The organism is Aquamicrobium ahrensii (assembly GCF_040545755.1).
GTDB lineage: Bacteria > Pseudomonadota > Alphaproteobacteria > Rhizobiales > Rhizobiaceae > Mesorhizobium > Mesorhizobium ahrensii.
On sequence record NZ_JBEPMN010000003.1, the window covers coordinates 34,297 to 53,261 of the forward strand.

Genomic DNA, 18,965 nt, shown 5'->3' on the forward strand with positions numbered 1-18,965 from the left:
GAATGACCGCCTACGACTACATACGCGACGGCAACGCCATCTATGAGCGCTCTTTCGCCATCATCCGCACTGAGGCGGACCTGTCGCGCTTTTCGCCGCAGGAGGCCGATGTCGCTATCCGCATGATCCATGCCTGCGGCGATGTCGAAGCGGCGAGGCATTTCGCATTCGGTCCCGGCTTCGTGGAGGCGGCGCGCGCGGCGCTGCAAGCCGGCGCGCCCATCTTCTGCGACGCCGAGATGGTGGCGCGCGGCGTCACCCGCGCGCGCCTGCCGGCCGACAACGAGGTGATCTGCACATTGCGCGATCCGCGCACGGCCGAAATCGCCCAGGCCATCGGCAACACCCGCTCCGCCGCCGCGCTTGACCTGTGGGAAGAACGCATGGCGGGCGCGGTCGTCGCCATCGGAAATGCGCCCACCGCGCTCTTCTACCTGCTGGAGAAGCTGCGCGACGGCGCGCCGAAACCTGCAGCCATCATCGGTATGCCGGTCGGCTTCGTCGGCGCGCTGGAATCGAAGGAGGCGCTGGCTGAAGATTCATGTGGCGTGCCCTACGCCATCGTGCGCGGCAGGCTTGGCGGCAGCGCCATGACCGCAGCCGCCCTGAACGCGCTGGCGAGACCGGGCCTGTGAGCGCGCTCGCCACCTCCGGCCGGCTGATCGGCGTCGGCACCGGCCCCGGCGACCCCGAACTGCTGACGCTCAAGGCGGTGCGGGCGCTGACTGAGGCCGATGTCGTCGCGCATTTCGCCAAGCGCAATTCCAACGGCAATGCGCGCGCCATCGTGGAAGGCCATATCAGGCCGGGCACAGTGGAACTGCCGCTGCACTATCCGGTCACCACCGAGATCGACAAGGATCACGCCGACTACAAGGCGCAGATTCTCGCCTTCTACGAAGAATCGGCGGAAAAGGTGGCCGGACATCTTTCGGCCGGGCGCACCGTCGCCGTGCTGTCGGAAGGCGACCCGCTGTTTTTCGGCTCCTACATGCACCTGCATGTGCGCCTCGCTCACCGCTTCCCCACCGAGGTCATCCCCGGCGTCACCGCCATGTCCGGCTGCTGGTCGGCCACCGGCCAGCCCATCGTGCAGGGCGACGATGTGCTGACTGTATTGCCCGGCACCATGCGCGAGGGTGAGCTCGCGCGCCGCCTTGCCGACACCGACGCCGCCGTCATCATGAAGGTGGGCCGCAACCTGCCCAAGATCAGGCGGGCGCTGGCCGCCTCGAACCGGCTGGAAAAGGCGATCTATGTCGAGCGCGGCACCATGGCCAACGGCGCGTCCATGCGCCTTGCCGACAAGCATGACGATGCCGCGCCCTATTTCAGCATCATCCTCGTCGCCGGCTGGGAAAACCGGCCGGGCGAACGCGCTTCGGGAGTCGTGGTATGAGCGGCCGCCTCGCCATCATCGGGCTCGGCCCCGGCAATGAAACACAGGTGACGCCGCAAGCCAGCAGGGCTGTCGAACAGGCCGCCTTCTTCTACGGCTACAAGCCCTATGTCGAGCGGCTCGACCTGCGGCCCGACCAGACCCGCATCGCCTCGGACAATCGCGAGGAACTGGCGCGCGCAAAAGAGGCGCTGGAGAAGGCCGCCGAGGGCCACAGCGTCGCCGTCGTGTCCGGCGGCGATCCCGGCGTCTTCGCCATGGCGGCGGCCGTTTGCGAGGCGATCGAAACTGGTCCGGAGGTATGGAAGGCGCTCGACATCGAGATCGTGCCCGGCATCACCGCCATGCTGGCGGTGGCGGCGCGCGTCGGCGCTCCGCTCGGCCATGATTTCTGCGCCATCTCGCTCTCGGACAATCTGAAACCATGGGATCTGATCGAACTGCGCCTGCTGGCGGCAGCCGGCGCGGGTTTCGTCATCGCGCTCTACAATCCCATCAGCAAGTCGCGCCCCTGGCAGCTTGGCCGCGCCTTCGAGGCGCTGTCCGCCATCCTTCCGGGCACCACGCCGGTGGTGTTCGGCCGCGCCGCCGGCCGGCCGGACGAACGCATGCAGACCTGCCTGCTGGCCGATGCAAAACCGGAGATGGCCGACATGGCCACCTGCATCATCGTCGGCTCGACCGAAACACGTATCATCAGACGCGGCGACAAGCCGGCGCTGGTCTACACGCCGCGCGCCGCGACGAGGCCGAAATGAGCGCAAGCCTTCGCAACCAGTTCCCCGACAGTGGAGGTCGACGGCGCCTGCGGCAGTTCCGGCCGACGGATCATGATTACCTCGATGCCGAGCGTCCTTGCCGCTGCGATCTTGCCGTAGCTGGCGCTCCCGCCGCTGTCCTTGGAGACGATGGCGTCGACACCATGCAAAGCCAGCAATTCGTGTTCCGCCTCCACCGCGAACGGCCCGCGCGCAAGAAGGTAATGCGCGTTTGGAACGGCCAGCGGCGGCTCGACCGGATCGACGCTGCGGATAAGATAGAAATGCTGCGGTGCGGCCGCGAAAACGCCGACCTCCTGACGTCCGATGCTCAGGAACACGCGGCGCGGAGCTGCTCCAAGCGCCCTCACCGCGTCCGTCACATCATCCGCCCAGGTCCAGCGGTCGCCTTCCCCGTGCCGCCAGCCGGGGCGGCGCAAAGCCAGTATCGGCACGCCAGCCCGCTTCGCCGCCTCCGCCGCATTGGCCGAAATGCGCGCGGCATAGGGATGCGTGGCGTCGATCAGCAGTTCGATTCGCTGCTCGGCCAGATGTCGCGCCAGCCCTTCTGCCCCGCCGAAGCCGCCGATCCGCACCGGAACCGGCTGGCGAACCGGGTTTTCGGTGCGGCCGGCCAGCGAAAGCGTGACATGGAGTTCGGGCGCGGCCGCGAGCCGTTCCGCGGTTTGCCGGGCCTCCGCCGTTCCGCCCAGAATGAGAATGCGCATGTCGGCTGAGGCTCCTTCCCGCCCATGGCTCACCATCGTCGGCATTGGTGAGGACGGCATATCCGGTCTCGGCGACGAGGCCAAGCAGGCGATCGCGGCCGCAGAATTTGTATTCGGCGGCAGCCGGCATCTGGAACTTGGCCGCCCGCTCATCAAGGGCGAAGCGCGCCAATGGCCGGTGCCGTTCGACGCGGCCATGAGCGCGGTGATGGCCCTTGCCGGCCGCAACGTCTGCGTGCTGGCCTCCGGCGATCCGTTCTTCCACGGTGTCGGCGTCACGCTGGCGCGGAAAATACCGCTGGAAGAGATGCGCGCCCTCCCCGCGCCCTCGGCCGTTTCTCTCGCTGCCGCGCGCATGGGCTGGGCCTTGCAGAGCGTCGAAGCCGTTTCCCTGCATGGCCGCTCCATCGACCTTATCCGCCCGCTGTTGCATCCGCACGCACGCATCATTGCGCTGACCTCGGACGGGACCACTCCGAAAGCAGTCGCTACGCTGCTTGCCGAACTCGGATTCGGCTCCTCGCGCATCACCGTTCTGGAAGCGCTGGGCGGCCCGAACGAATGCCTCCGCAGCGCACGCGCCGATGCCTTCAGCCTCGAAAACATCAACCCGCTCAATGTTCTGGCGCTGGAGATTGAATCAACATCGCAGGCGCGCATCCTGCCGCTCACCCCCGGCCTCGCCGACGATCTGTTCGAGCATGATGGCCAGATCACCAAGCGCGAGGTGCGGGCGCTGACGCTCTCGGCACTGGCTCCGCAACGCGGCGAACTGTTGTGGGACATTGGCGCGGGCTCCGGCTCCGTCGCCATCGAATGGATGCTGGCCCACACCTCATTGCGCGCCATCGCCATCGAGGTCGAAGCGACTCGCGTGGCCCGCATCGGCCGCAACGCCGCCGCCGCTGGTGTGCCCGGCCTGACCGTCATTCACGGCGCAGCCCCCGCAGCGCTGGCCGATCTGGAAACGCCAGACGCCATCTTCCTCGGCGGCGGCGGCAGCGATCCGGGCGTTCTCGATGCGGCAATCGGGGCGCTGCGCCCCGGCGGACGTCTCGTCGCCAATGCCGTCACGCTCGAAATGGAGGCGCTGCTCATCGCCCGCCATGCCGAACTGGGCGGCGCGCTCAGCCGTATTTCGGTGGCGCGCGCCGCCCCCGTCGGCAGCATGACGGGCTGGAAACCGGCCATGCCGATCACGCAATGGAGCTGGGAAAAATCATGATCGTCGCCGGCATTGGATGCCGCAAGGGCGTCTCGCGCGAGCAGGTGATGGCAGCTGTCGAATCCGCCCTCGAACCCTATGGTCTGTCACCCGATTCGCTGTCGGGTCTCGCAACCGCCAGGCTGAAAGCCAGCGAACAGGCGATCATCGAGGCAGGCAACGCGCTGCGCCTCCCCGTCTTCCTTGTCGACGGCCCCGCCCTGCAACTGGTTTCGCTGCGCGGCCTGACCCGGTCGACGGCATCGCTGTCCGCAGCGGGAACACCGTCCGTTTCGGAAACGGCCGCCCTTGCCGCCGCCGGCCAGAAATCGCGGCTGCTGGGACCCCGCAGCGTACACGGACCGGTGACTTGCGCCATAGCCGTCAACGGAGAAGAACCGTGACCGTCCATTTCATCGGCGCAGGACCGGGCGCCGCCGACCTGATCACCCTGCGCGGAGCGAAGCTGCTCGCCTCCTGCCCGGTGTGCCTCTATGCCGGCTCCATCGTTTCGCCCGAACTGCTCCGGCATTGCGGGCCGGACACGAAGCTGGTCGACACCGCCCCGATGTCGCTGGACGAAATCGAGGCCGAATATCGCGCCGCCCATGCGGCCGGGCAGGATGTGGCGCGGCTGCATTCGGGCGACCTCTCGGTGTGGAGCGCGGTGGCGGAGCAGATCCGCCGTCTGGAGCGCGCCGGCATTCCCTACACGCTCACCCCCGGGGTGCCTTCCTTCGCAGCGGCCGCCGCCGCGCTCGGCCGTGAACTCACCATCCCGGAAGTTGCGCAAAGCCTCGTGTTGACCCGTGTTTCCGGCCGCGCCTCGAAGATGCCGCCCGGCGAAACGCTCGCCGCCTTCGGCCGCACCGGCTCCACGCTTGCCATCCACCTCGCCATCCACGCCATTGAACAGGTGGTGGCGGAACTGACGCCGCTTTACGGAGCGGATTGCCCGGTGGCCGTGGTGTTCCGCGCCTCGTGGCCGGAAGAGCGCATCGTCAGGGCCACGCTGGCGACCATCGCGCGGGAACTTGGCCAGAACCCCATCGAGCGCTCGGCCATCATCTTCGTCGGCCGCTCGCTGGCCGCCGAGGATTTTTCCGAAAGCTCGCTCTACGACGCCTATTATCAACGCCGCTTTCGCGGCAGGGAGGGCGCATGAGCGTCGACGCCGCCAAAACCGCCCTTGCCGAAGCGCTGGCCCGTCTCGATTTCGAGCCGCGCGTGCTTGAACCCGGCCATGTCTGGTTGGCGGGCGCAGGCCCCGGCGATCCGCGTCTGCTGACCCTCGACGTGCTCGGTGCCTTGGCGCAGGCGGACGCCGTCGTCCATGACGCGCTGGTGTCGCCCCGGATCGTCGCCATCGCCACGCAGGCGGAGAAATTCTACGTCGGCAAGCGCGGCGGGCGGCTCTCCATCCCGCAGGAAGAGATCAACGCCTTGCTGGTCAAGCTCGGCCGGGAAGGCCGCAAGGTAGTGCGGCTGAAGGGCGGCCACCCCTATGTTTTCGGGCGCGGCGGCGAGGAAGCCCACGCGCTGGTGGAAGCCGGCGTCACCTATCGCGTGCTGCCGGGTGTGACTTCCGCTTTCGGCGGGCTCACCTCGGCGGGCATTCCCCTCACCATGCGCGGCGTCAACGGCGCGGTCATCCTCGCCACCGGCTTTGCGGCCGTCTCGGATGACCGGCCGGACTGGGCCGCCCTTGCCCGCACCGGCCAGCCCATCGTCATTTATATGGGGCTCACCCACTTGGCCGCGACCGTAGCCGACCTCCTGTCCGGCGGGCTATCGCCCGACACGCCGGCGGCGCTCATCGAAAACGCCACTTTGGCGCAAGAGCGCACCGTGGTGGCGACGCTCGGCACGCTGGTTGAGGCAGCCGAGCGCGAGCAGATCGCCTCGCCCGCACTGATCGTGGTGGGTCACATCGTGGCGTTGCGCGAAAAACTGGCGGGCAAGCCATGACGGCCCGCGCAATCATTGTCGGCGCGCCGCGTTCGGGCTCGGGCAAGACCAGCGTCACCATCGGCCTGCTGCGGGCGCTGGCCCGCCGGGGCCTGCGCGTGCGCGGGGCGAAGTCCGGGCCGGATTATATCGATCCGGGCTTCCATGAGGCCGCGACCGGCCTCGCCGGCGTCAATCTCGACAGTTGGGCGATGGCCCCTTCGTTGCTCAACGGGCTTGCCCGGCGCGCCGCCGAGGATGCCGACATCGTGGTGCTGGAAAGCGCCATGGGCCTGTTCGACGGGATTCCGGGCACGCCCGGCCGCTCTGGCGCCGCTTCCGATCTCGCCGCCCTTTACGGCATTCCCACCCTGCTTGTGCTCGACGTGTCGGGCCAGTCCACAACGGTCGCCGCCGTCGCCAAGGGTTTCGCCACTTACCGGCCGGATGTGCGCATCGCCGGCGTGGTGCTGAACCGGCTGGGCAGCGAACGGCATCGCCGCCTGTGCGCGCAAGCAGTGGAAGAACTCGGCCTGCCTGTGGTCGGGACCGTTGAGCGCGACCCGACGCTGACCATGCCGGAACGCCATCTGGGGCTGGTGCAGGCCGGCGAGCACGACGATCTGATGGCCTTCATCGACCGCATGGCCGACATGGCCGAACGCTCCATCGACCTCGACGCCGTCATTGAACTGGCGGCCCCTCTCTCGCCGCAGGGGGGCGATTTCGCCTGCGCGCTGCCCCCACCGGGCCAACGCATCGCATTGGCGCAGGACCGCGCCTTCACTTTCCTCTATCCGCATGTCGCCCGTCATTGGCGCGACCAAGGCGCTGAGATCGTGCCCTTCTCGCCGCTGGCCGACGAAGCGCCGCGACCGGATTGCGACGCATGCTGGCTGCCCGGCGGTTATCCCGAACTGCACGCCGGAGCGCTGGCCTCGGCCGGAAATTTCCGTGCCGGCATGGCCGTATTCGCGACGGAAAAGCCGGTGCATGGCGAGTGCGGCGGCTTCATGGTGCTTGGCGAAGCTCTGGAAGATGCGGACGGCGTTACCCACAGGATGCTCGGGCTGCTCGGCCACACCACCAGCTTCGCCAAACGCAAGATGAACCTCGGCTACCGGCAGGCGCATCTTCTGGCGGACTGCTCTCTGGGACAGGCCAACGACACCATTCGGGGCCACGAGTTCCACTATGCGCGGATTACCGACCCCGGCTCCGACAGCGCTCTGGTGGAACTGGCGGACGGTCAGGGCAATTCGCTTGGCCCGGCTGGTGGCCGTCGTGGTCATGTCGGCGGCACGTTCTTCCATGCGATAGCGCGGGCGGGCGCATGAGAGACAGGTTCAATCCGCTCGACATCGCGCTTTGCCTCGCCTTCTTCACGCGCCTGCCGCTGCCGAACCTTGATTTCCGCAACCGCACTTTGTCGGACGCCATGTGGGCTGCGCCCGTTACCGGTCTGGTGGTGGCGGTCATCGCTTCCGCCGCCTTTGCGCTCGCAACATGGTTCGGCCTGCCCTCAGGTCCCGCCGCCGCCGTCGCCCTCGCCGCAGCCATGCTGACGACCGGATGCCTGCATGAAGACGGACTGTCCGACGTGGCGGACGGTTTCGGCGGCGGCTCGACGCGTGAGCGCAAGCTGGAGATCATGCGTGACAGCCGCATCGGCTCCTATGGCACGGCCGCGCTTGTCATCTCCCTGCTGCTGCGCTGGAGCGCACTGGCTGCTCTCGCCGGCCCAGCACAGGTGTTCGCCGGCCTCATCGCCGCCCATTGCGCCTCGCGCGCGCTTCCCGGCGCGCTGATGCATGCCTTGCCGCCCGCTCGCGCGGACGGGCTTTCGGCCGGCGCCGGCACGGTGTCGCCGGAGGCGGCCGTGCTCGGCGCAGCCATCGGAACCATTTCGCTTCTGGTCCTCGGGCTCAGCGCCGCACTCGCCGCGCTTATCCTGCTTGTCCTGCTGCTCGTCAGTTTCGGCGCATTGTGCCGCCGCCAGATTGGCGGTCAGACAGGCGACGCCGCCGGCGCGCTCCAGCAACTGGGAGAGATCGCCGTCCTGCTGGTCGCGGTCTCCGCATTTTCCTGAATCATTTCCGGAGATTTTTGCCTCATGCCCTTCAAATCACTTGAAGAACTGCGCGCCGCCTGCCTCGATCTGCCGATCGGAAACGAGGCGACGCAGGCGACTGTCGCCCGACGTCAGGACACGCTCACCAAGCCGCGGGGCAGCCTCGGCCGGCTGGAGGAGATTGCCGGCTGGCTGGCGCGCTGGCAGGGCCGAGACATGCCTAAGCTGGACCGGGTGAAGGTGATCGTCTTCGCCGGCAACCACGGCGTCACCGCGCAGGGCGTATCCGCCTTTCCGGCGGAAGTCACCGTGCAGATGGTGGCGAACTTCGCCAATGGCGGCGCGGCGATCAACCAGCTCGCCCGTATGGCGGGCGCGGAACTGAACGTGATTCCTCTCGAGCTCGACAGGCCGACAGGTGACTTCACGCAAGAGCCCGCCATGGACGAGGCAGCCTTCCTCGCCGCCGTCCATGCCGGTTATGACGCCGTGGACGAAGACCTCGATCTCGTCTGCTTCGGCGAGATGGGCATAGGCAACACAACGCCCGCCGCCGCCATCGCGGCCGCCCTGTTCGGCGGCGACGTGCAGGGCTGGACCGGACGCGGGGCCGGGGTGGACGATGCCGGGCTGAAGCGCAAGGTCACGGCGATTGAAGCAGGTTTGCGACGTCATTCCGCCGCTCTGCGGGACCCGCTACAGGTGGCGGCGAGCCTCGGCGGTCGCGAACTGGCCGCCATCTTCGGCGCAACGCTTGCTGCGCGCCATCGCGGCGTGCCGGTGCTTCTGGATGGGTTCGTATGCACCGCCGCCGTCGCTCCCCTGGCCCGGCTGCATGCACAGGGTCTGGCTCATACCCTGGCGGCGCATGTCTCAGCCGAGGCAGGCCATCGCCGCATGCTGGAAGCGCTCGAACTGAAGCCCCTGCTCGATCTCGGCATGCGGCTCGGGGAAGGGTCGGGCGCATGTCTCGCCGTCAACCTTGTGCGTTCGGCGTTGGAGTGCCACGCCCGTATGGCGAGTTTCGCCGAGGCCGGCATTTCCGAAGGCTGAACGTCACCGACCTGAGGCGACAACGCCATGCAGGGAAGCGGCTGGAACGACCGATTGCCGCCAGCCGTCGATTTCGTCCTGCCGCAAACTGATTGTCGTGGCGTGCGGAGCAAAACGCCGCCATGCATAATCATGCTTGGGCGCAACCGAGGTGATGACCGGCTTGCCCAGAGCCCCGGCAGCCTCGAAAGCGCAGAACAGACCGCCGCCGACCGCCTCGACCTTGCCGAATTTGCTCAGCACCACGACGTCAGCATCCGCAATCTGATCGAGCACGCTTTCGCCGGCGGTGGTGACGCCGATTTCATCGAGATGACACGACGTGTGGGCGGGCGCCTCATCGAGATACATTGGAAAGCGGGCGCTGGTGACGAGGTTGCGCAGCACCCCGCAACTGCAACTGCTCTGCGTCGGCCCGTCGCTTTCCTCGATGAGGCCACATACGGCAAGACCAGCGGCGCGCCAACGCGCCACCGTATTCAGCAGAAGGGCCTGGATCGCCACCGTTTCCGCGCCTGTGATTGCTGCAATAGGGTTTCGGACCATTGTCACCTGCCTTGCGCCGTGATCATCCTGAGCCTCGCAGCGGGCCTGATCAAGCTCTTCTTCATGACAGTCTGTCGCACCCTTTTGTGCAAGGACGTGAGAATTTGAAACTCATTCAAGGCGAATCCGGGCAAATGCGGGCTCATCTTCGTGTTTTCAGGAAGACTGACCAGTCAAAAGTTCCAAAAATTTAACCGGGCTTTCCTAAACGGTAACTTCAGGAGGATTTGGGGTATCACGCTGGCGAACACTCGGCGTTCGGCAGGCGGCAAATCTCGGGCGACGGGCGCATGACATCGCAGACAAAAAAGGCCAGCACTCCGACCTTTCCCTCCGAAATGGAGTTCATACGCTATGCCCTCGACAGCGCCGCGATTGTAGCCATCACCGATGTGAAAGGCGCGATCACCTTCGTCAACAACAAGTTCTGCGAGATATCGGGCTATTCGCGTCAGGAATTGATCGGGGCCAATCATCGCATGCTTCATTCCGGCATGCATGACGTCCGGTTTTTCCGCCAGATGTACCGGCGCATCGCCGCTGGCCGGGTCTGGCAGGGCGAGATCTGCAACCGGCGCAAGGACGGCTCACACTACTGGGTCGATACGACCATCGTTCCCCATGTGAATGCGGCCGGCAAGGTGGACAGCTACACCGCTATCCGTTTCGATATCACCGACCGCCATCGCGCCGACGAAAAGCTCCGCCAGATCGTCAATATCGACGCCTTGACCGGCATCGCCAATCGCCGCCGGTTTCAGGAATATCTGGAAACGGTAATATCAAATCACGGTAAAATGGATTCGTCGCGGGTGCATCTGGCCCTGCTTGACATCGATACGTTCAAGGAAATCAACGACACCTTCGGTCACGATGTGGGCGACGAATTGCTGCGGGTCGTCAGCGGACGCCTTTGCGAGCTTGCCAGTCCGGAGATTTTCGTCGCCCGGCTGGGCGGCGATGAGTTCGGAATCGTCATGACCGGCCTTTCGGACCGTGACGTGCAGGACATGATGGGTAAGGTGCTGTGCCGCCTGCGCCTGCCTGTGGACCTCGGCCCGGTGGTGCGCCGCTGCTCCGCCAGCATCGGCATCGCCACATTCCCGGATCAGGCCGGCTCCCTCGACGACTTGTTCAAGGCGAGCGATCTTGCTCTCTACCGCGCCAAGGAACTGGGCCGGGACCGCCTGCAATTTTTTGTTCCACGCCTGCGTGAGGTGGCGCTGCGCAAGAGCGAACTGCTCCATGCCTTCGAAACCGGTCTGGCGCAGGGTCAGTTCCACCTGCAGTATCAGCCCATTATCGCGACCGACCAGTTTCTCAAGCCGGCGCTTGAAGGTCTGCTGCGCTGGGAGCACCCACAACAGGGGCATCTGACGCCCGGCGCATTCCTGTCCGACATGAACGACCCCGGGCTTCTCGCCACCCTCGGCATGTTCGTTCTGGAACAGGTCTTCGCCGACATGCAGAAGATGCAGGAAATGGCGCTGCCGCTACGCCGCGTCGCAATCAACGTGACGAATGCCGACTTCCGCTCGGACGCCTTCGTCGACCGTTTCTTCGAGCTCTCCACACGCACAGGCCTGACACCGGACAAATTCTGCATCGAGGTGACCGAAGGCGTGTTCCTGGGTCGCGACTTCCAGCAACTGGAAGGACGCCTGCACCGGCTTCACGCGGCGGGCGTGGAGATCGCGCTGGACGATTTTGGCACGGGCTTCGCTTCGCTGTCGCATCTGCGGCGCATGCCTATCGATCGCGTGAAGATCGACCGCAGCTTCATTTCGAATCTCGGCGCCAGCCGCGCCGACCTCGCCATCGTGCGCGGAGTGATCGATATTGCCCACGGGATGGGCAAGGTCGTGACAGCCGAAGGCGTCGAGACCAGCGAACAGGTCGACATCCTCACCGCGCTCGGCTGCGACAGCCTGCAGGGCTGGTATTTCGCCAAGGCCTGCAACCTCATGCACCTGCCCTACATGATCGCAAGCCTGCAATCATGCGCCAACCGGCAGATGCTCCCCCGCGCAGTCGCAAGCTGAACCGGCCGCGGGGGCCGCACGCCGATAATAGCAATCGGCTCTTCGGTAAGGCCCCCGTCACAGGGAGAACGAATCAGGAACGAAGGCCTGTTGCTGTCAACCCGTCTCGGTGGCAGGATTGATCACATGGGTCAAACCGCTTGTCGCGCAGTTTCAGCCCGAGACAATCCCTCATCTTCGCGGCATCGCCATCGCGCAAGCCTGCCCGATCCACTTGGCGGTGCGCATCTGTTGGCTGGTTATAGGCCAAGCAACCCGCCTTCCCTGCGACCTGTGGCGCGATTGATCCTGCCAACGGCATTCAAGGCAGCCCGGTTCGGATTTGCTCCCTCGGCAAGGTTCTGGGCAAGGATCTCGCGCAGCCCCTCCGCATGTCGTGTGTAACCCCGGTCACGATTTCGGCCGCGCGCCGACGCAGCTCCTGCTCGGCAGGCAGGTTTCGAACTTCCCATGAGAACACGACGCGATTGCCGTTCGGATCACGAAGTGCGGGCATTGCGTCCACCGTGGCGATCCCGCCTGCGTGGTAGACCTGCACGATGGCGTTCTCGAACCGGGCGAACACGCCATCTTCGATGCCGAGAGCACGGACACACCGGCAACGTCCCCGCGCTCCAGCTTCACGATCCGCTTGAGCACGATGTTGGACCTGATGCGTTCAATAGCCTCGATCCAGGCCAACCTGATTTGCCGCTCCCAATCGGAGGCAAGGTTCTCGAGGATTTCCCGACTGGAAAGGCGCTTCAACATTTGCGATACCCTCGGTCAGTCAGGGAGAACGACATGATTACTGGATCGATCTGCAAGGCAGCCCGCGCCATCGTGCAAGTTGGCCGCGCCAAGCTCGCCAAACGCGCGAAAGTGGATAAGAACACGATCGAGATATTCGAGCGCGGTATTCATACTCCCGATGACGCCACGATCTCGGCACTGCAAAGCGCACTGGAAGAACTGGGAGCCGCTTTCATCCCGGAAGAAGGCGCGAACGGCGCTGGCGTTCGCCTGAAATTCAGCACTTCCGTAACGGACAGGCTTCGAACAATGGTGGACGAAGGCGGGCCATCCTCAACAGACGCCGTACCCTAATCGCCCGACGGAACCTTTTTGAGGTGGCGCGAGTTAAGTCCGCACTGCCACTTTAGGGGATATTGCATGAGCCTGCTGATTAGCGTTCTCGTCACCTTCCTGGTGATCTTTCTCGTTCTGTACCTGATCGGCATGCTGCCACTGGACAGTCGAGCGAAACAGATCGCCCGCATCATCGTGATCATCATCGGAGTCATATCGCTGCTGCGCTATCTGGCGGTGTTCTAACCTGCTAGACTCGTACCACATAGCGATGCAGCATTTGAGACGTCGAGGCCCGTCGGCGGCACGGGCCGCACAAGACGATCTACAATCGTTTCATTCGCTGGAGCCGGCTGGGCGTATTCAACAAGATTTTTGCTGCGCTGTCCGCCAAGGGCGGCAGATTACGCGACCCAGCTGAAAGCGCACTGGACCGCGGCCCAGCCCGCTAAAAAGGGGCTGTTCCCCGACGTATCGGACGCACCAAAGGCGGCCTGAACTCCAACCTTCATGCCGTCTGCGATGACAGGGCCGCCCACTGGTCATACTGCTCAGCGAAGGGCAGATGAGCGGTTACAGGGTGCTGCCCTCATGATCGATGCCTCATCCAAGAGCTTGCTCGGTGACAAAGGCTATGATGCCGACTGGTTCCGGAAGGCGCTCGCAGAGAGCAGGATCGAAGCCTGCATCCCGTCAAAGACCAATCGAAAGGTGCGCATTGTGACAACACCGCACTATCGTCAGCGCCACAAGATTGAGATCATGTTCGGCAGGCTCAAAGATTGGTGGCGCATCCACACACGCTAAGATCGATGCGCTCACACCTTCATGTCCGCAATCTACATTGCCGCAACCGTCATCTTCTGGCTCAATCAATAGTCCTGAGCCTAGATTCGCGGACCTCCATATGTCGGTGCTCGCTCCACTTATTTCCTGGGCGAAGAACCGCGAGATCGTGATGCGAAACCCTTTGGAACGTACTGGGAAACTCCACGACAGACCGAAAAGATTCGATTTGGATGCCTTCTCAGCTCGGAAAGCTGATTGGGGAGGGTTCGTCACGCATCGTCATGGTGATGAAAACTGCCGTGGGGACCGTACAGCGGCAGGGCGACATTCTGACAATGCCGACCGTAGCCTACGATGATGGCCGGCTCTGATCAACCAAGGCAAGACCGGGGCACGCGTACGATAAGACCGGCAGATGAGATACTGCCGATCGTGCGAAGCGAAATCCGCAGCGCGGACGCGCATCTTGGTCAACAATTTCGGTCAGCATTGGACTTCAAGCGGCTTTCGCGCGTCGTGGCGATCTGAATTGAAGCGTCTGGATATAAAGAGGGTAACATTCCATGATCTGCGAGGGACAGGCATATCCTATCCTACGCGACGGGCGCAGACATCGAGCAGATTGCGGAGATTTCCCGATACCCCAAGGCAGAGTATGACGCAATTATCCGTCGCCACTATCTGGCGGGGGAGAGGTGATCGGGACGATCAGGGCTGGAACGAAACAGGTATGATCTCTAGAATATTGGCCCAGCTGTAAAATGGGCTCCACAACATGTCTTCTAAGTGATTGAAAATGGTGGGTGATGTAGGGATCGAACCTACGACCCGCTGATTAAGAGTCAGCTGCTCTACCGACTGAGCTAATCACCCACGGGCGTTGGCAAAACCAACGTTGGCGGGCATATAGCCGCCCCTATTGAGCCTGTCTACCCCTCTCCCGATATTTCGCTGAGAAATCATTCGGCAGAATTGAAAAAAGCGGATGTCAGAAGCATCCGACACAATGGCGGGAATGCATAAGGGAACAAAATCTTATTTGAAAACAACGGGCGATCCGCATCATGCGATACAAGAAGTTCGCGAGGCGCTTCAGACGAAAATCTGCCCCTCAGCTATCCTGACCGCATTTCCGCCGATCCGGGCCGCGGCGAGCCGGCCATTTTCCACATCCAGTTCCAGCCGGATTCGCGAGGGACGCTCCATCTCCATTCCCTGCTCGATCCACAGGCGCGACATGCCCTCGCCCGGCCCGTCGAAATGCATCACCGCGCCGGCGAAAGCGGCCGCCGCCGACCCCGTCGCCGGATCTTCGTAAGACGGCTCGCCCGGCACGAACATGCGCGCATGGAAAGCGCTGTCGTGCCGGATTGTCTCGCGGCAATAAACATAGGCGCTGGCGACGGCGGTGCTGCTTTTACGCGGCGAGAGGTCAGCCCACAGGCGTCGATCCAGCCGCGCCCTTGCTGCTTCCTCCACTCCGGCGACAGGAATCAGGACGTAAGGGACACCGGCGCTCCAGCAGGAGACCCGATGATTCTCGAATCCGATCTCATGCGGCGACAATCCGAGAGCGGCTCCCACGGCCTCCGCTTCGGCGCTCAGATCGAGCCTTTCCGGCAACCGGGGCAGATCGAACTCGGCAAAACCGCCATTCTGCGAAACCGCGCAGCGTACAGGCCCTATATTCTCTTCGAGAACGAGTATGCTGGCCCCTTCCCCGGCGTCCTGCGCCAGCGCCACTGCCGTGCCGACCGTCGGATGACCGGCGAAGGGCATCTCGTATTGCGGCGTGAAAATCCGGATTCGCGCCCTGTGCCGCGCCTGGCCGGGCGACGACACGAATACGGTTTCGGACAGGTTGAACTCACGCGCGACACGAAGCATCGCGCGCTCGTCCAGCCCTTCGCAATCGAGCACTATGGCGAGCGGATTGCCACCCAGGGCCTCTTCGGTGAAGACGTCATAGATGAGATATCTGCGACCCTGCATTGCCGGCTTCCCCCCGCCCCACCGGCGGAACATGAGCGAAATTTAATTTGAAATTCAGGCCTAAAGACCTGATGTGTGTCGTGTAAGGGACGTTCACGGCTAATATAGGGGTCCGGCGTGGACCAATTTGTCAATCCGCCGAAAGCGGAATCGGAAACCTCGATCGAGGCCACACTGGGACTCGACGCCAACGGTGCGACGAAACAGCGTCGGCATCGGCTCCTCTATGCTGTAATTGCGCTGGTGGCGGCCGCCACCGCCTTCGCCGGCTATCGTTACCTCTCCGCCGATGCGCCCCGTATCGAATATGTCACGCAGCCCGCCGCCAGATCGGACCTCGTCATCGAAGTGTCCGCCACCGGCACCTTGCAGCCGTTGACGCAGGTCGACATTTCCAGCGAACTCTCCGGCATCGTGCGCTCGGTCGCCGTCGCCGAGAACCAGGAAGTCCGGAAGGACGATGTGCTGGCGACGCTCGACACCTCCAAGCTGGAGGTGCAGATCGAACGGGCGAAGGCGTCGGCCAAAGCCGCCGAATCGAAGGTCAACGACGCCGCCGTAACCCTCAAGGAAAACGAACAGGCGCTGGTGCGCACCGAATCCTTGACGAAACGTGGCATGGCGACCGCACAGGCGCTGGAAGCCGCTACCGCCACCCGCGACAGGGCCAAAGCCGCTCTCGACAGCGCCGACGCCAATCTCGCCATCGCCGAGGCGGACCTCAAGGCGCAGCAGACCGACCTTGCCAAAAGCACGATCTACGCTCCCATCGACGGCATCGTGCTGACCCGCTCGGTCGATCCCGGCCAGACCGTCGCCTCTTCGCTTCAGGCCCCCATTCTTTTCGTCATCGCCGCCGACCTGAAGAAGATGGAGCTCAAGGCGGCGATAGACGAAGCCGACATCGGCACTGTCAAGGCCGGACAGGAGTCGCGGTTCTCGGTCGACGCCTTTCCGGAAAGGCGCTTTGACGCCACCATCCGCGACATCTCCTATGCTTCCGTCACCACCGACGGCGTTGTCACCTATGACGCGCGGCTAGAGGTGGAAAACGACGAATTGCTGCTTCGCCCCGGCATGACGGCCACCGTCACCGTCGTCACCAAACACGCGAAGGATGCGCTTACCGTTCCCACCGCCGCCTTCCGCTATCGCCCGGTCACGCAGCAGCGTGAAAGCGGCTGGAACGCGCTTTCGATGCTGACCGGCCGCATGTCGCCGCCGCGCGAACGCCGAAGCCAGCAGCAACAGGGCCGCCAGCGCGAGGCGGACGGCGCCCGTATGCTCTACGTGCTGAAGAACGGCGAGCCGCAGCCCGTGCGGGTGCAAGTCGGTTCGACCAATGGCGAGCTGACCGAAATCCTGTCGGGCCTTTCCGAAGGCGATCTGATCGTCACAGCGCAGCAGCAGCGGGGATAGCCCAATGGCAGGCTCACCGCTCATCCGCTTCGACAGGGTCTGGAAGACCTATGGCGAGGGCGAGGCGCAGGTGCATGCGCTGGCCGGCGTCGACCTCGTCATCGACAAGGGCGAATTCGTCTCCATCATGGGGCCTTCGGGATCCGGCAAATCCACGGCGATGAACATCATCGGCTGTCTCGACACGCCCACTTCCGGCGCCTATTCCTTCAAGGGTGTGGATGCCGGCCGTCTTGAGCGCAACCGCCGCGCTCTGCTGCGCAACCACTATATCGGCTTCGTTTTCCAGGGCTACAATCTCCTGGCGCGCACCACGGCAGCCGAGAATGTCGAATTGCCGCTCATCTATCGCGGTGTGCCCGCCGGTCCAAGACGCAGCCTCGCCATGCAGGCGCTGGCCGAAGTCGGCTTGCAGGGCCGCGAGCACCACACGCCGGCCGAGCTTTCCGGCGGACAGCAGCAGCGCGTGGCCATCGCCCGCGCGATCGTCACCCGCCCCACCCTGCTGGTCGCCGACGAGCCGACAGGCAATCTGGATACGGCCCGCAGCCATGAGATCATGGAGTTGATGACCCGTCTCAACCAGGAGCAGGGGCTGACCATTGTCATGGTCACCCATGAGGCCGACATCGCGGCCTATGCCCAGCGCACCGTCCATTTCCTCGACGGCAATGTCGCTGCGGACCTGCGCAACGGGGTGCGGAGAATGGCGTCATGATCTGGGAGACCGTTCGTCTCGCCCTTCGCTCGGTGCGCCGCAATGCGCTACGCTCCTTCCTCACCCTGCTCGGCATCGTCATCGGGGTGGCGGCGGTCATCGCCATGCTCACCATCGGCTCCGGCACCACCGAAAAGGTGAAATCCGATATCGCCCAGCTCGGCTCGAACCTGCTGGTCGTCCATCCTGGCCGCCCTGCCGGTCCCGGCGGCCCGGGCGGCGCGGACTGGAGCCAGCGGCGCAGGCTCGGGGCCAAGGAGTTCGATGCGCTTTCGATGCGCCTCACCGGGGCGCGCGCCATCTCCGCAGCTTCCCAGAAGCAGGTGCGCGTCATCTACGGCACGGAAAGCATGAGCGCTTCGGTAACGGGCACGGACAGCGCCTTTCTGGAGGCCCGCAACTGGACGCTGGCCTCGGGCCGCCCCTTCACCGAGCAGGAAACGCGCGGCGGCGCGGGCGTGTGCCTGATCGGCGAGACGGTGCGCCAGCAATTCTTCGGGTCCGGCGATCCAGATGGAGAGCTGATCCGCGTCAACCGCAGCACCTGCAAGGTGATCGGCCTGCTCCTGCCCAAGGGCTACACCGGCTTCGGCCAGGATCAGGACAATGTGGTTCTGATGCCGCTGCTGACATATCAGCGCCGTATCGCCGGCAACCGCAACATCGACAACATCTATGTCTCCGCCGACGAGGCGATTCCCACCTCGGAATTGCAGACGCGCATGGAAAACATCCTTCGCGACGTGCGCCGCATCCCGCCGGACGGCGAGGACGATTTCGGCGTTCGCGACATGACCCAGATCGCCGACACCATGGCCAGCGCCAGCGCGACCATGACGGGAATGCTGGGCGCGGTGGCCGGCGTCAGCCTGTTGGTCGGCGGCATCGGCATCATGAACATCATGCTGGTGTCGGTGACGGAACGAACGCGGGAGATCGGCATCAGGCTCGCCATCGGCGCGCAGGAAAAGCACATCCTGATCCAGTTTCTCGTCGAGGCGACCGTGCTGTCGCTGCTCGGCGGCGTCATCGGCATCCTGTTGGGCCTGTCACTGGCTGGCGGAGCGGCATTCGCCCTTTCGATACCCTTTGCCCCGAGCCCCGCCGTGGTCCTGCTCGCCGTGGGTTTCTCGGCGCTGATCGGCATGGTGTTCGGCTTCTTCCCTGCGCTGCGGGGTGCGCGTCTCGATCCGATCGATGCGCTCAGGCACGAATGAAGCCGAAACTGCCG

General features: G+C 64.5%; 20 protein-coding genes and 1 tRNA gene. 17 read left to right on the forward strand and 4 right to left on the reverse strand.

The genetic code is table 11. The annotated features are described in order from the left end of the window. The first annotated feature begins 2 nt into the window (after positions 1-2). From ABID44_RS05170 to ABID44_RS05180, 3 genes are read left to right on the forward strand one after another with little or no spacing between them, the layout of a single operon-like run. Positions 3-635 (forward strand): precorrin-8X methylmutase, encoded by a 633-nt coding sequence (locus tag ABID44_RS05170; protein WP_354150631.1) that lies wholly within the window; start codon positions 3-5, stop codon positions 633-635. After that, complete coding sequence (locus ABID44_RS05175; protein ID WP_354150632.1) at positions 632-1,399, forward strand: precorrin-2 C(20)-methyltransferase; 768 nt, start codon at positions 632-634, stop codon at positions 1,397-1,399. The genes ABID44_RS05170 and ABID44_RS05175 overlap by 4 nt, the downstream gene beginning before the upstream one ends. Then, positions 1,396-2,157: a precorrin-3B C(17)-methyltransferase gene (locus ABID44_RS05180; protein ID WP_354150633.1), complete on the forward strand. Its 762-nt coding sequence runs from the start codon at positions 1,396-1,398 to the stop codon at positions 2,155-2,157. The genes ABID44_RS05175 and ABID44_RS05180 overlap by 4 nt, the downstream gene beginning before the upstream one ends. Here the strand turns inward: ABID44_RS05180 and ABID44_RS05185 are convergent. Then, entirely contained in the window at positions 2,124-2,885 is a 762-nt protein-coding gene (locus ABID44_RS05185) for a cobalt-precorrin-6A reductase (protein WP_354150634.1), read from the reverse strand. The genes ABID44_RS05180 and ABID44_RS05185 overlap by 34 nt on opposite strands. On the opposite strand from ABID44_RS05185, the gene cbiE reads away from it, so the two are divergent. The 7 genes from cbiE to cobT are packed head-to-tail and all read left to right on the forward strand — an operon-like array spanning position 2,884 to position 9,160. Continuing rightward, the gene (cbiE, locus tag ABID44_RS05190) at positions 2,884-4,110 is read left to right on the forward strand and encodes a precorrin-6y C5,15-methyltransferase (decarboxylating) subunit CbiE (protein WP_354150635.1); all 1,227 of its coding nucleotides are present in this window, start codon (positions 2,884-2,886) and stop codon (positions 4,108-4,110) included. The genes ABID44_RS05185 and cbiE overlap by 2 nt on opposite strands. Continuing rightward, positions 4,107-4,493, forward strand: coding sequence for a cobalamin biosynthesis protein (locus tag ABID44_RS05195; RefSeq protein WP_354150636.1), 387 nt, complete (start codon positions 4,107-4,109; stop codon positions 4,491-4,493). Before cbiE ends, ABID44_RS05195 begins: the two co-directional genes overlap by 4 nt. Then, positions 4,490-5,254: a precorrin-4 C(11)-methyltransferase gene (cobM, locus tag ABID44_RS05200; RefSeq protein WP_354150637.1), complete on the forward strand. Its 765-nt coding sequence runs from the start codon at positions 4,490-4,492 to the stop codon at positions 5,252-5,254. The genes ABID44_RS05195 and cobM overlap by 4 nt, the downstream gene beginning before the upstream one ends. Continuing rightward, positions 5,251-6,057, forward strand: coding sequence for a uroporphyrinogen-III C-methyltransferase (gene cobA / locus ABID44_RS05205; RefSeq protein ID WP_354150638.1), 807 nt, complete (start codon positions 5,251-5,253; stop codon positions 6,055-6,057). Before cobM ends, cobA begins: the two co-directional genes overlap by 4 nt. Beyond that, entirely contained in the window at positions 6,054-7,373 is a 1,320-nt protein-coding gene (locus ABID44_RS05210) for a cobyrinic acid a,c-diamide synthase CobB (protein WP_354150639.1), read from the forward strand. Before cobA ends, ABID44_RS05210 begins: the two co-directional genes overlap by 4 nt. Then, positions 7,370-8,125, forward strand: coding sequence for an adenosylcobinamide-GDP ribazoletransferase (gene cobS / locus ABID44_RS05215; RefSeq protein WP_354150640.1), 756 nt, complete (start codon positions 7,370-7,372; stop codon positions 8,123-8,125). Before ABID44_RS05210 ends, cobS begins: the two co-directional genes overlap by 4 nt. Before the next feature lie 24 nt (positions 8,126-8,149). Next, the gene (gene cobT / locus ABID44_RS05220) at positions 8,150-9,160 is read left to right on the forward strand and encodes a nicotinate-nucleotide--dimethylbenzimidazole phosphoribosyltransferase (protein ID WP_354150641.1); all 1,011 of its coding nucleotides are present in this window, start codon (positions 8,150-8,152) and stop codon (positions 9,158-9,160) included. A gap of 3 nt (positions 9,161-9,163) precedes the next feature. On the opposite strand, the gene ABID44_RS05225 is transcribed toward cobT, so the two are convergent. Beyond that, positions 9,164-9,706, reverse strand: a complete 543-nt coding sequence (locus tag ABID44_RS05225; protein WP_354150642.1) for a DUF2478 domain-containing protein — start codon at positions 9,704-9,706, stop codon at positions 9,164-9,166. A 290-nt stretch (positions 9,707-9,996) separates the two neighbouring features. Here ABID44_RS05225 and ABID44_RS05230 point away from each other — a divergent pair, with 290 nt between their 5' ends. The 4 genes from ABID44_RS05230 (at position 9,997) to ABID44_RS05245 (ending at position 13,623) form a co-directional block, all read left to right on the forward strand. Then, positions 9,997-11,748 carry a putative bifunctional diguanylate cyclase/phosphodiesterase gene (locus ABID44_RS05230; RefSeq protein ID WP_354150643.1) on the forward strand — a complete coding sequence of 584 codons (1,752 nt, stop codon included), beginning with the start codon at positions 9,997-9,999 and terminating at the stop codon, positions 11,746-11,748. Between the two features lie 783 nt (positions 11,749-12,531). Beyond that, positions 12,532-12,834, forward strand: a complete 303-nt coding sequence (locus ABID44_RS05235) for a helix-turn-helix domain-containing protein (protein WP_354150644.1) — start codon at positions 12,532-12,534, stop codon at positions 12,832-12,834. 66 nt (positions 12,835-12,900) lie between these two features. Further along, the gene (locus tag ABID44_RS05240) at positions 12,901-13,062 is read left to right on the forward strand and encodes a Thivi_2564 family membrane protein (RefSeq protein WP_354150645.1); all 162 of its coding nucleotides are present in this window, start codon (positions 12,901-12,903) and stop codon (positions 13,060-13,062) included. A gap of 345 nt (positions 13,063-13,407) precedes the next feature. Then, complete coding sequence (locus tag ABID44_RS05245; RefSeq protein WP_354150646.1) at positions 13,408-13,623, forward strand: transposase; 216 nt, start codon at positions 13,408-13,410, stop codon at positions 13,621-13,623. A 779-nt stretch (positions 13,624-14,402) separates the two neighbouring features. On the opposite strand, the gene ABID44_RS05250 is transcribed toward ABID44_RS05245, so the two are convergent. Then, positions 14,403-14,478, reverse strand: a tRNA-Lys gene (locus ABID44_RS05250). Between the two features lie 219 nt (positions 14,479-14,697). Beyond that, positions 14,698-15,597 carry a PhzF family phenazine biosynthesis protein gene (locus tag ABID44_RS05255; protein ID WP_354150647.1) on the reverse strand — a complete coding sequence of 300 codons (900 nt, stop codon included), beginning with the start codon at positions 15,595-15,597 and terminating at the stop codon, positions 14,698-14,700. 117 nt (positions 15,598-15,714) lie between these two features. Between ABID44_RS05255 and ABID44_RS05260 the strand changes: the two genes are divergently transcribed. Genes ABID44_RS05260 through ABID44_RS05270 form a run of 3 tightly spaced genes read left to right on the forward strand, consistent with a single transcriptional unit; the run spans position 15,715 to position 18,951 of the window. Continuing rightward, positions 15,715-17,016 (forward strand): efflux RND transporter periplasmic adaptor subunit, encoded by a 1,302-nt coding sequence (locus ABID44_RS05260; RefSeq protein ID WP_354150648.1) that lies wholly within the window; start codon positions 15,715-15,717, stop codon positions 17,014-17,016. A gap of 4 nt (positions 17,017-17,020) precedes the next feature. Continuing rightward, positions 17,021-17,734 (forward strand): ABC transporter ATP-binding protein, encoded by a 714-nt coding sequence (locus ABID44_RS05265; RefSeq protein ID WP_354150649.1) that lies wholly within the window; start codon positions 17,021-17,023, stop codon positions 17,732-17,734. Then, entirely contained in the window at positions 17,731-18,951 is a 1,221-nt protein-coding gene (locus ABID44_RS05270) for an ABC transporter permease (RefSeq protein ID WP_354150650.1), read from the forward strand. The genes ABID44_RS05265 and ABID44_RS05270 overlap by 4 nt, the downstream gene beginning before the upstream one ends. Positions 18,952-18,965 lie beyond the last annotated feature (14 nt).

Bases quoted from the DNA above. Each gene is read 5' to 3' on its own strand.
- ABID44_RS05210 (WP_354150639.1), top strand. From the start codon at position 6,054: ATGACGGCCCGCGCAATCATTGTCGGCGCGCCGCGTTCGGGCTCGGGC.
- cbiE (WP_354150635.1), top strand. From the start codon at position 2,884: ATGTCGGCTGAGGCTCCTTCCCGCCCATGGCTCACCATCGTCGGCATT.
- cobS (WP_354150640.1), top strand. From the start codon at position 7,370: ATGAGAGACAGGTTCAATCCGCTCGACATCGCGCTTTGCCTCGCCTTC.
- ABID44_RS05230 (WP_354150643.1), top strand. From the start codon at position 9,997: ATGACATCGCAGACAAAAAAGGCCAGCACTCCGACCTTTCCCTCCGAA.
- ABID44_RS05180 (WP_354150633.1), top strand. From the start codon at position 1,396: ATGAGCGGCCGCCTCGCCATCATCGGGCTCGGCCCCGGCAATGAAACA.
- ABID44_RS05255 (WP_354150647.1), bottom strand. From the start codon at position 15,597: ATGCAGGGTCGCAGATATCTCATCTATGACGTCTTCACCGAAGAGGCC.
- ABID44_RS05245 (WP_354150646.1), top strand. From the start codon at position 13,408: ATGATCGATGCCTCATCCAAGAGCTTGCTCGGTGACAAAGGCTATGAT.
- ABID44_RS05170 (WP_354150631.1), top strand. From the start codon at position 3: ATGACCGCCTACGACTACATACGCGACGGCAACGCCATCTATGAGCGC.
- ABID44_RS05270 (WP_354150650.1), top strand. From the start codon at position 17,731: ATGATCTGGGAGACCGTTCGTCTCGCCCTTCGCTCGGTGCGCCGCAAT.
- cobA (WP_354150638.1), top strand. From the start codon at position 5,251: ATGAGCGTCGACGCCGCCAAAACCGCCCTTGCCGAAGCGCTGGCCCGT.
- ABID44_RS05265 (WP_354150649.1), top strand. From the start codon at position 17,021: ATGGCAGGCTCACCGCTCATCCGCTTCGACAGGGTCTGGAAGACCTAT.
- ABID44_RS05185 (WP_354150634.1), bottom strand. From the start codon at position 2,885: ATGCGCATTCTCATTCTGGGCGGAACGGCGGAGGCCCGGCAAACCGCG.
- ABID44_RS05225 (WP_354150642.1), bottom strand. From the start codon at position 9,706: ATGGTCCGAAACCCTATTGCAGCAATCACAGGCGCGGAAACGGTGGCG.
- ABID44_RS05195 (WP_354150636.1), top strand. From the start codon at position 4,107: ATGATCGTCGCCGGCATTGGATGCCGCAAGGGCGTCTCGCGCGAGCAG.
- ABID44_RS05235 (WP_354150644.1), top strand. From the start codon at position 12,532: ATGATTACTGGATCGATCTGCAAGGCAGCCCGCGCCATCGTGCAAGTT.
- ABID44_RS05240 (WP_354150645.1), top strand. From the start codon at position 12,901: ATGAGCCTGCTGATTAGCGTTCTCGTCACCTTCCTGGTGATCTTTCTC.
- cobT (WP_354150641.1), top strand. From the start codon at position 8,150: ATGCCCTTCAAATCACTTGAAGAACTGCGCGCCGCCTGCCTCGATCTG.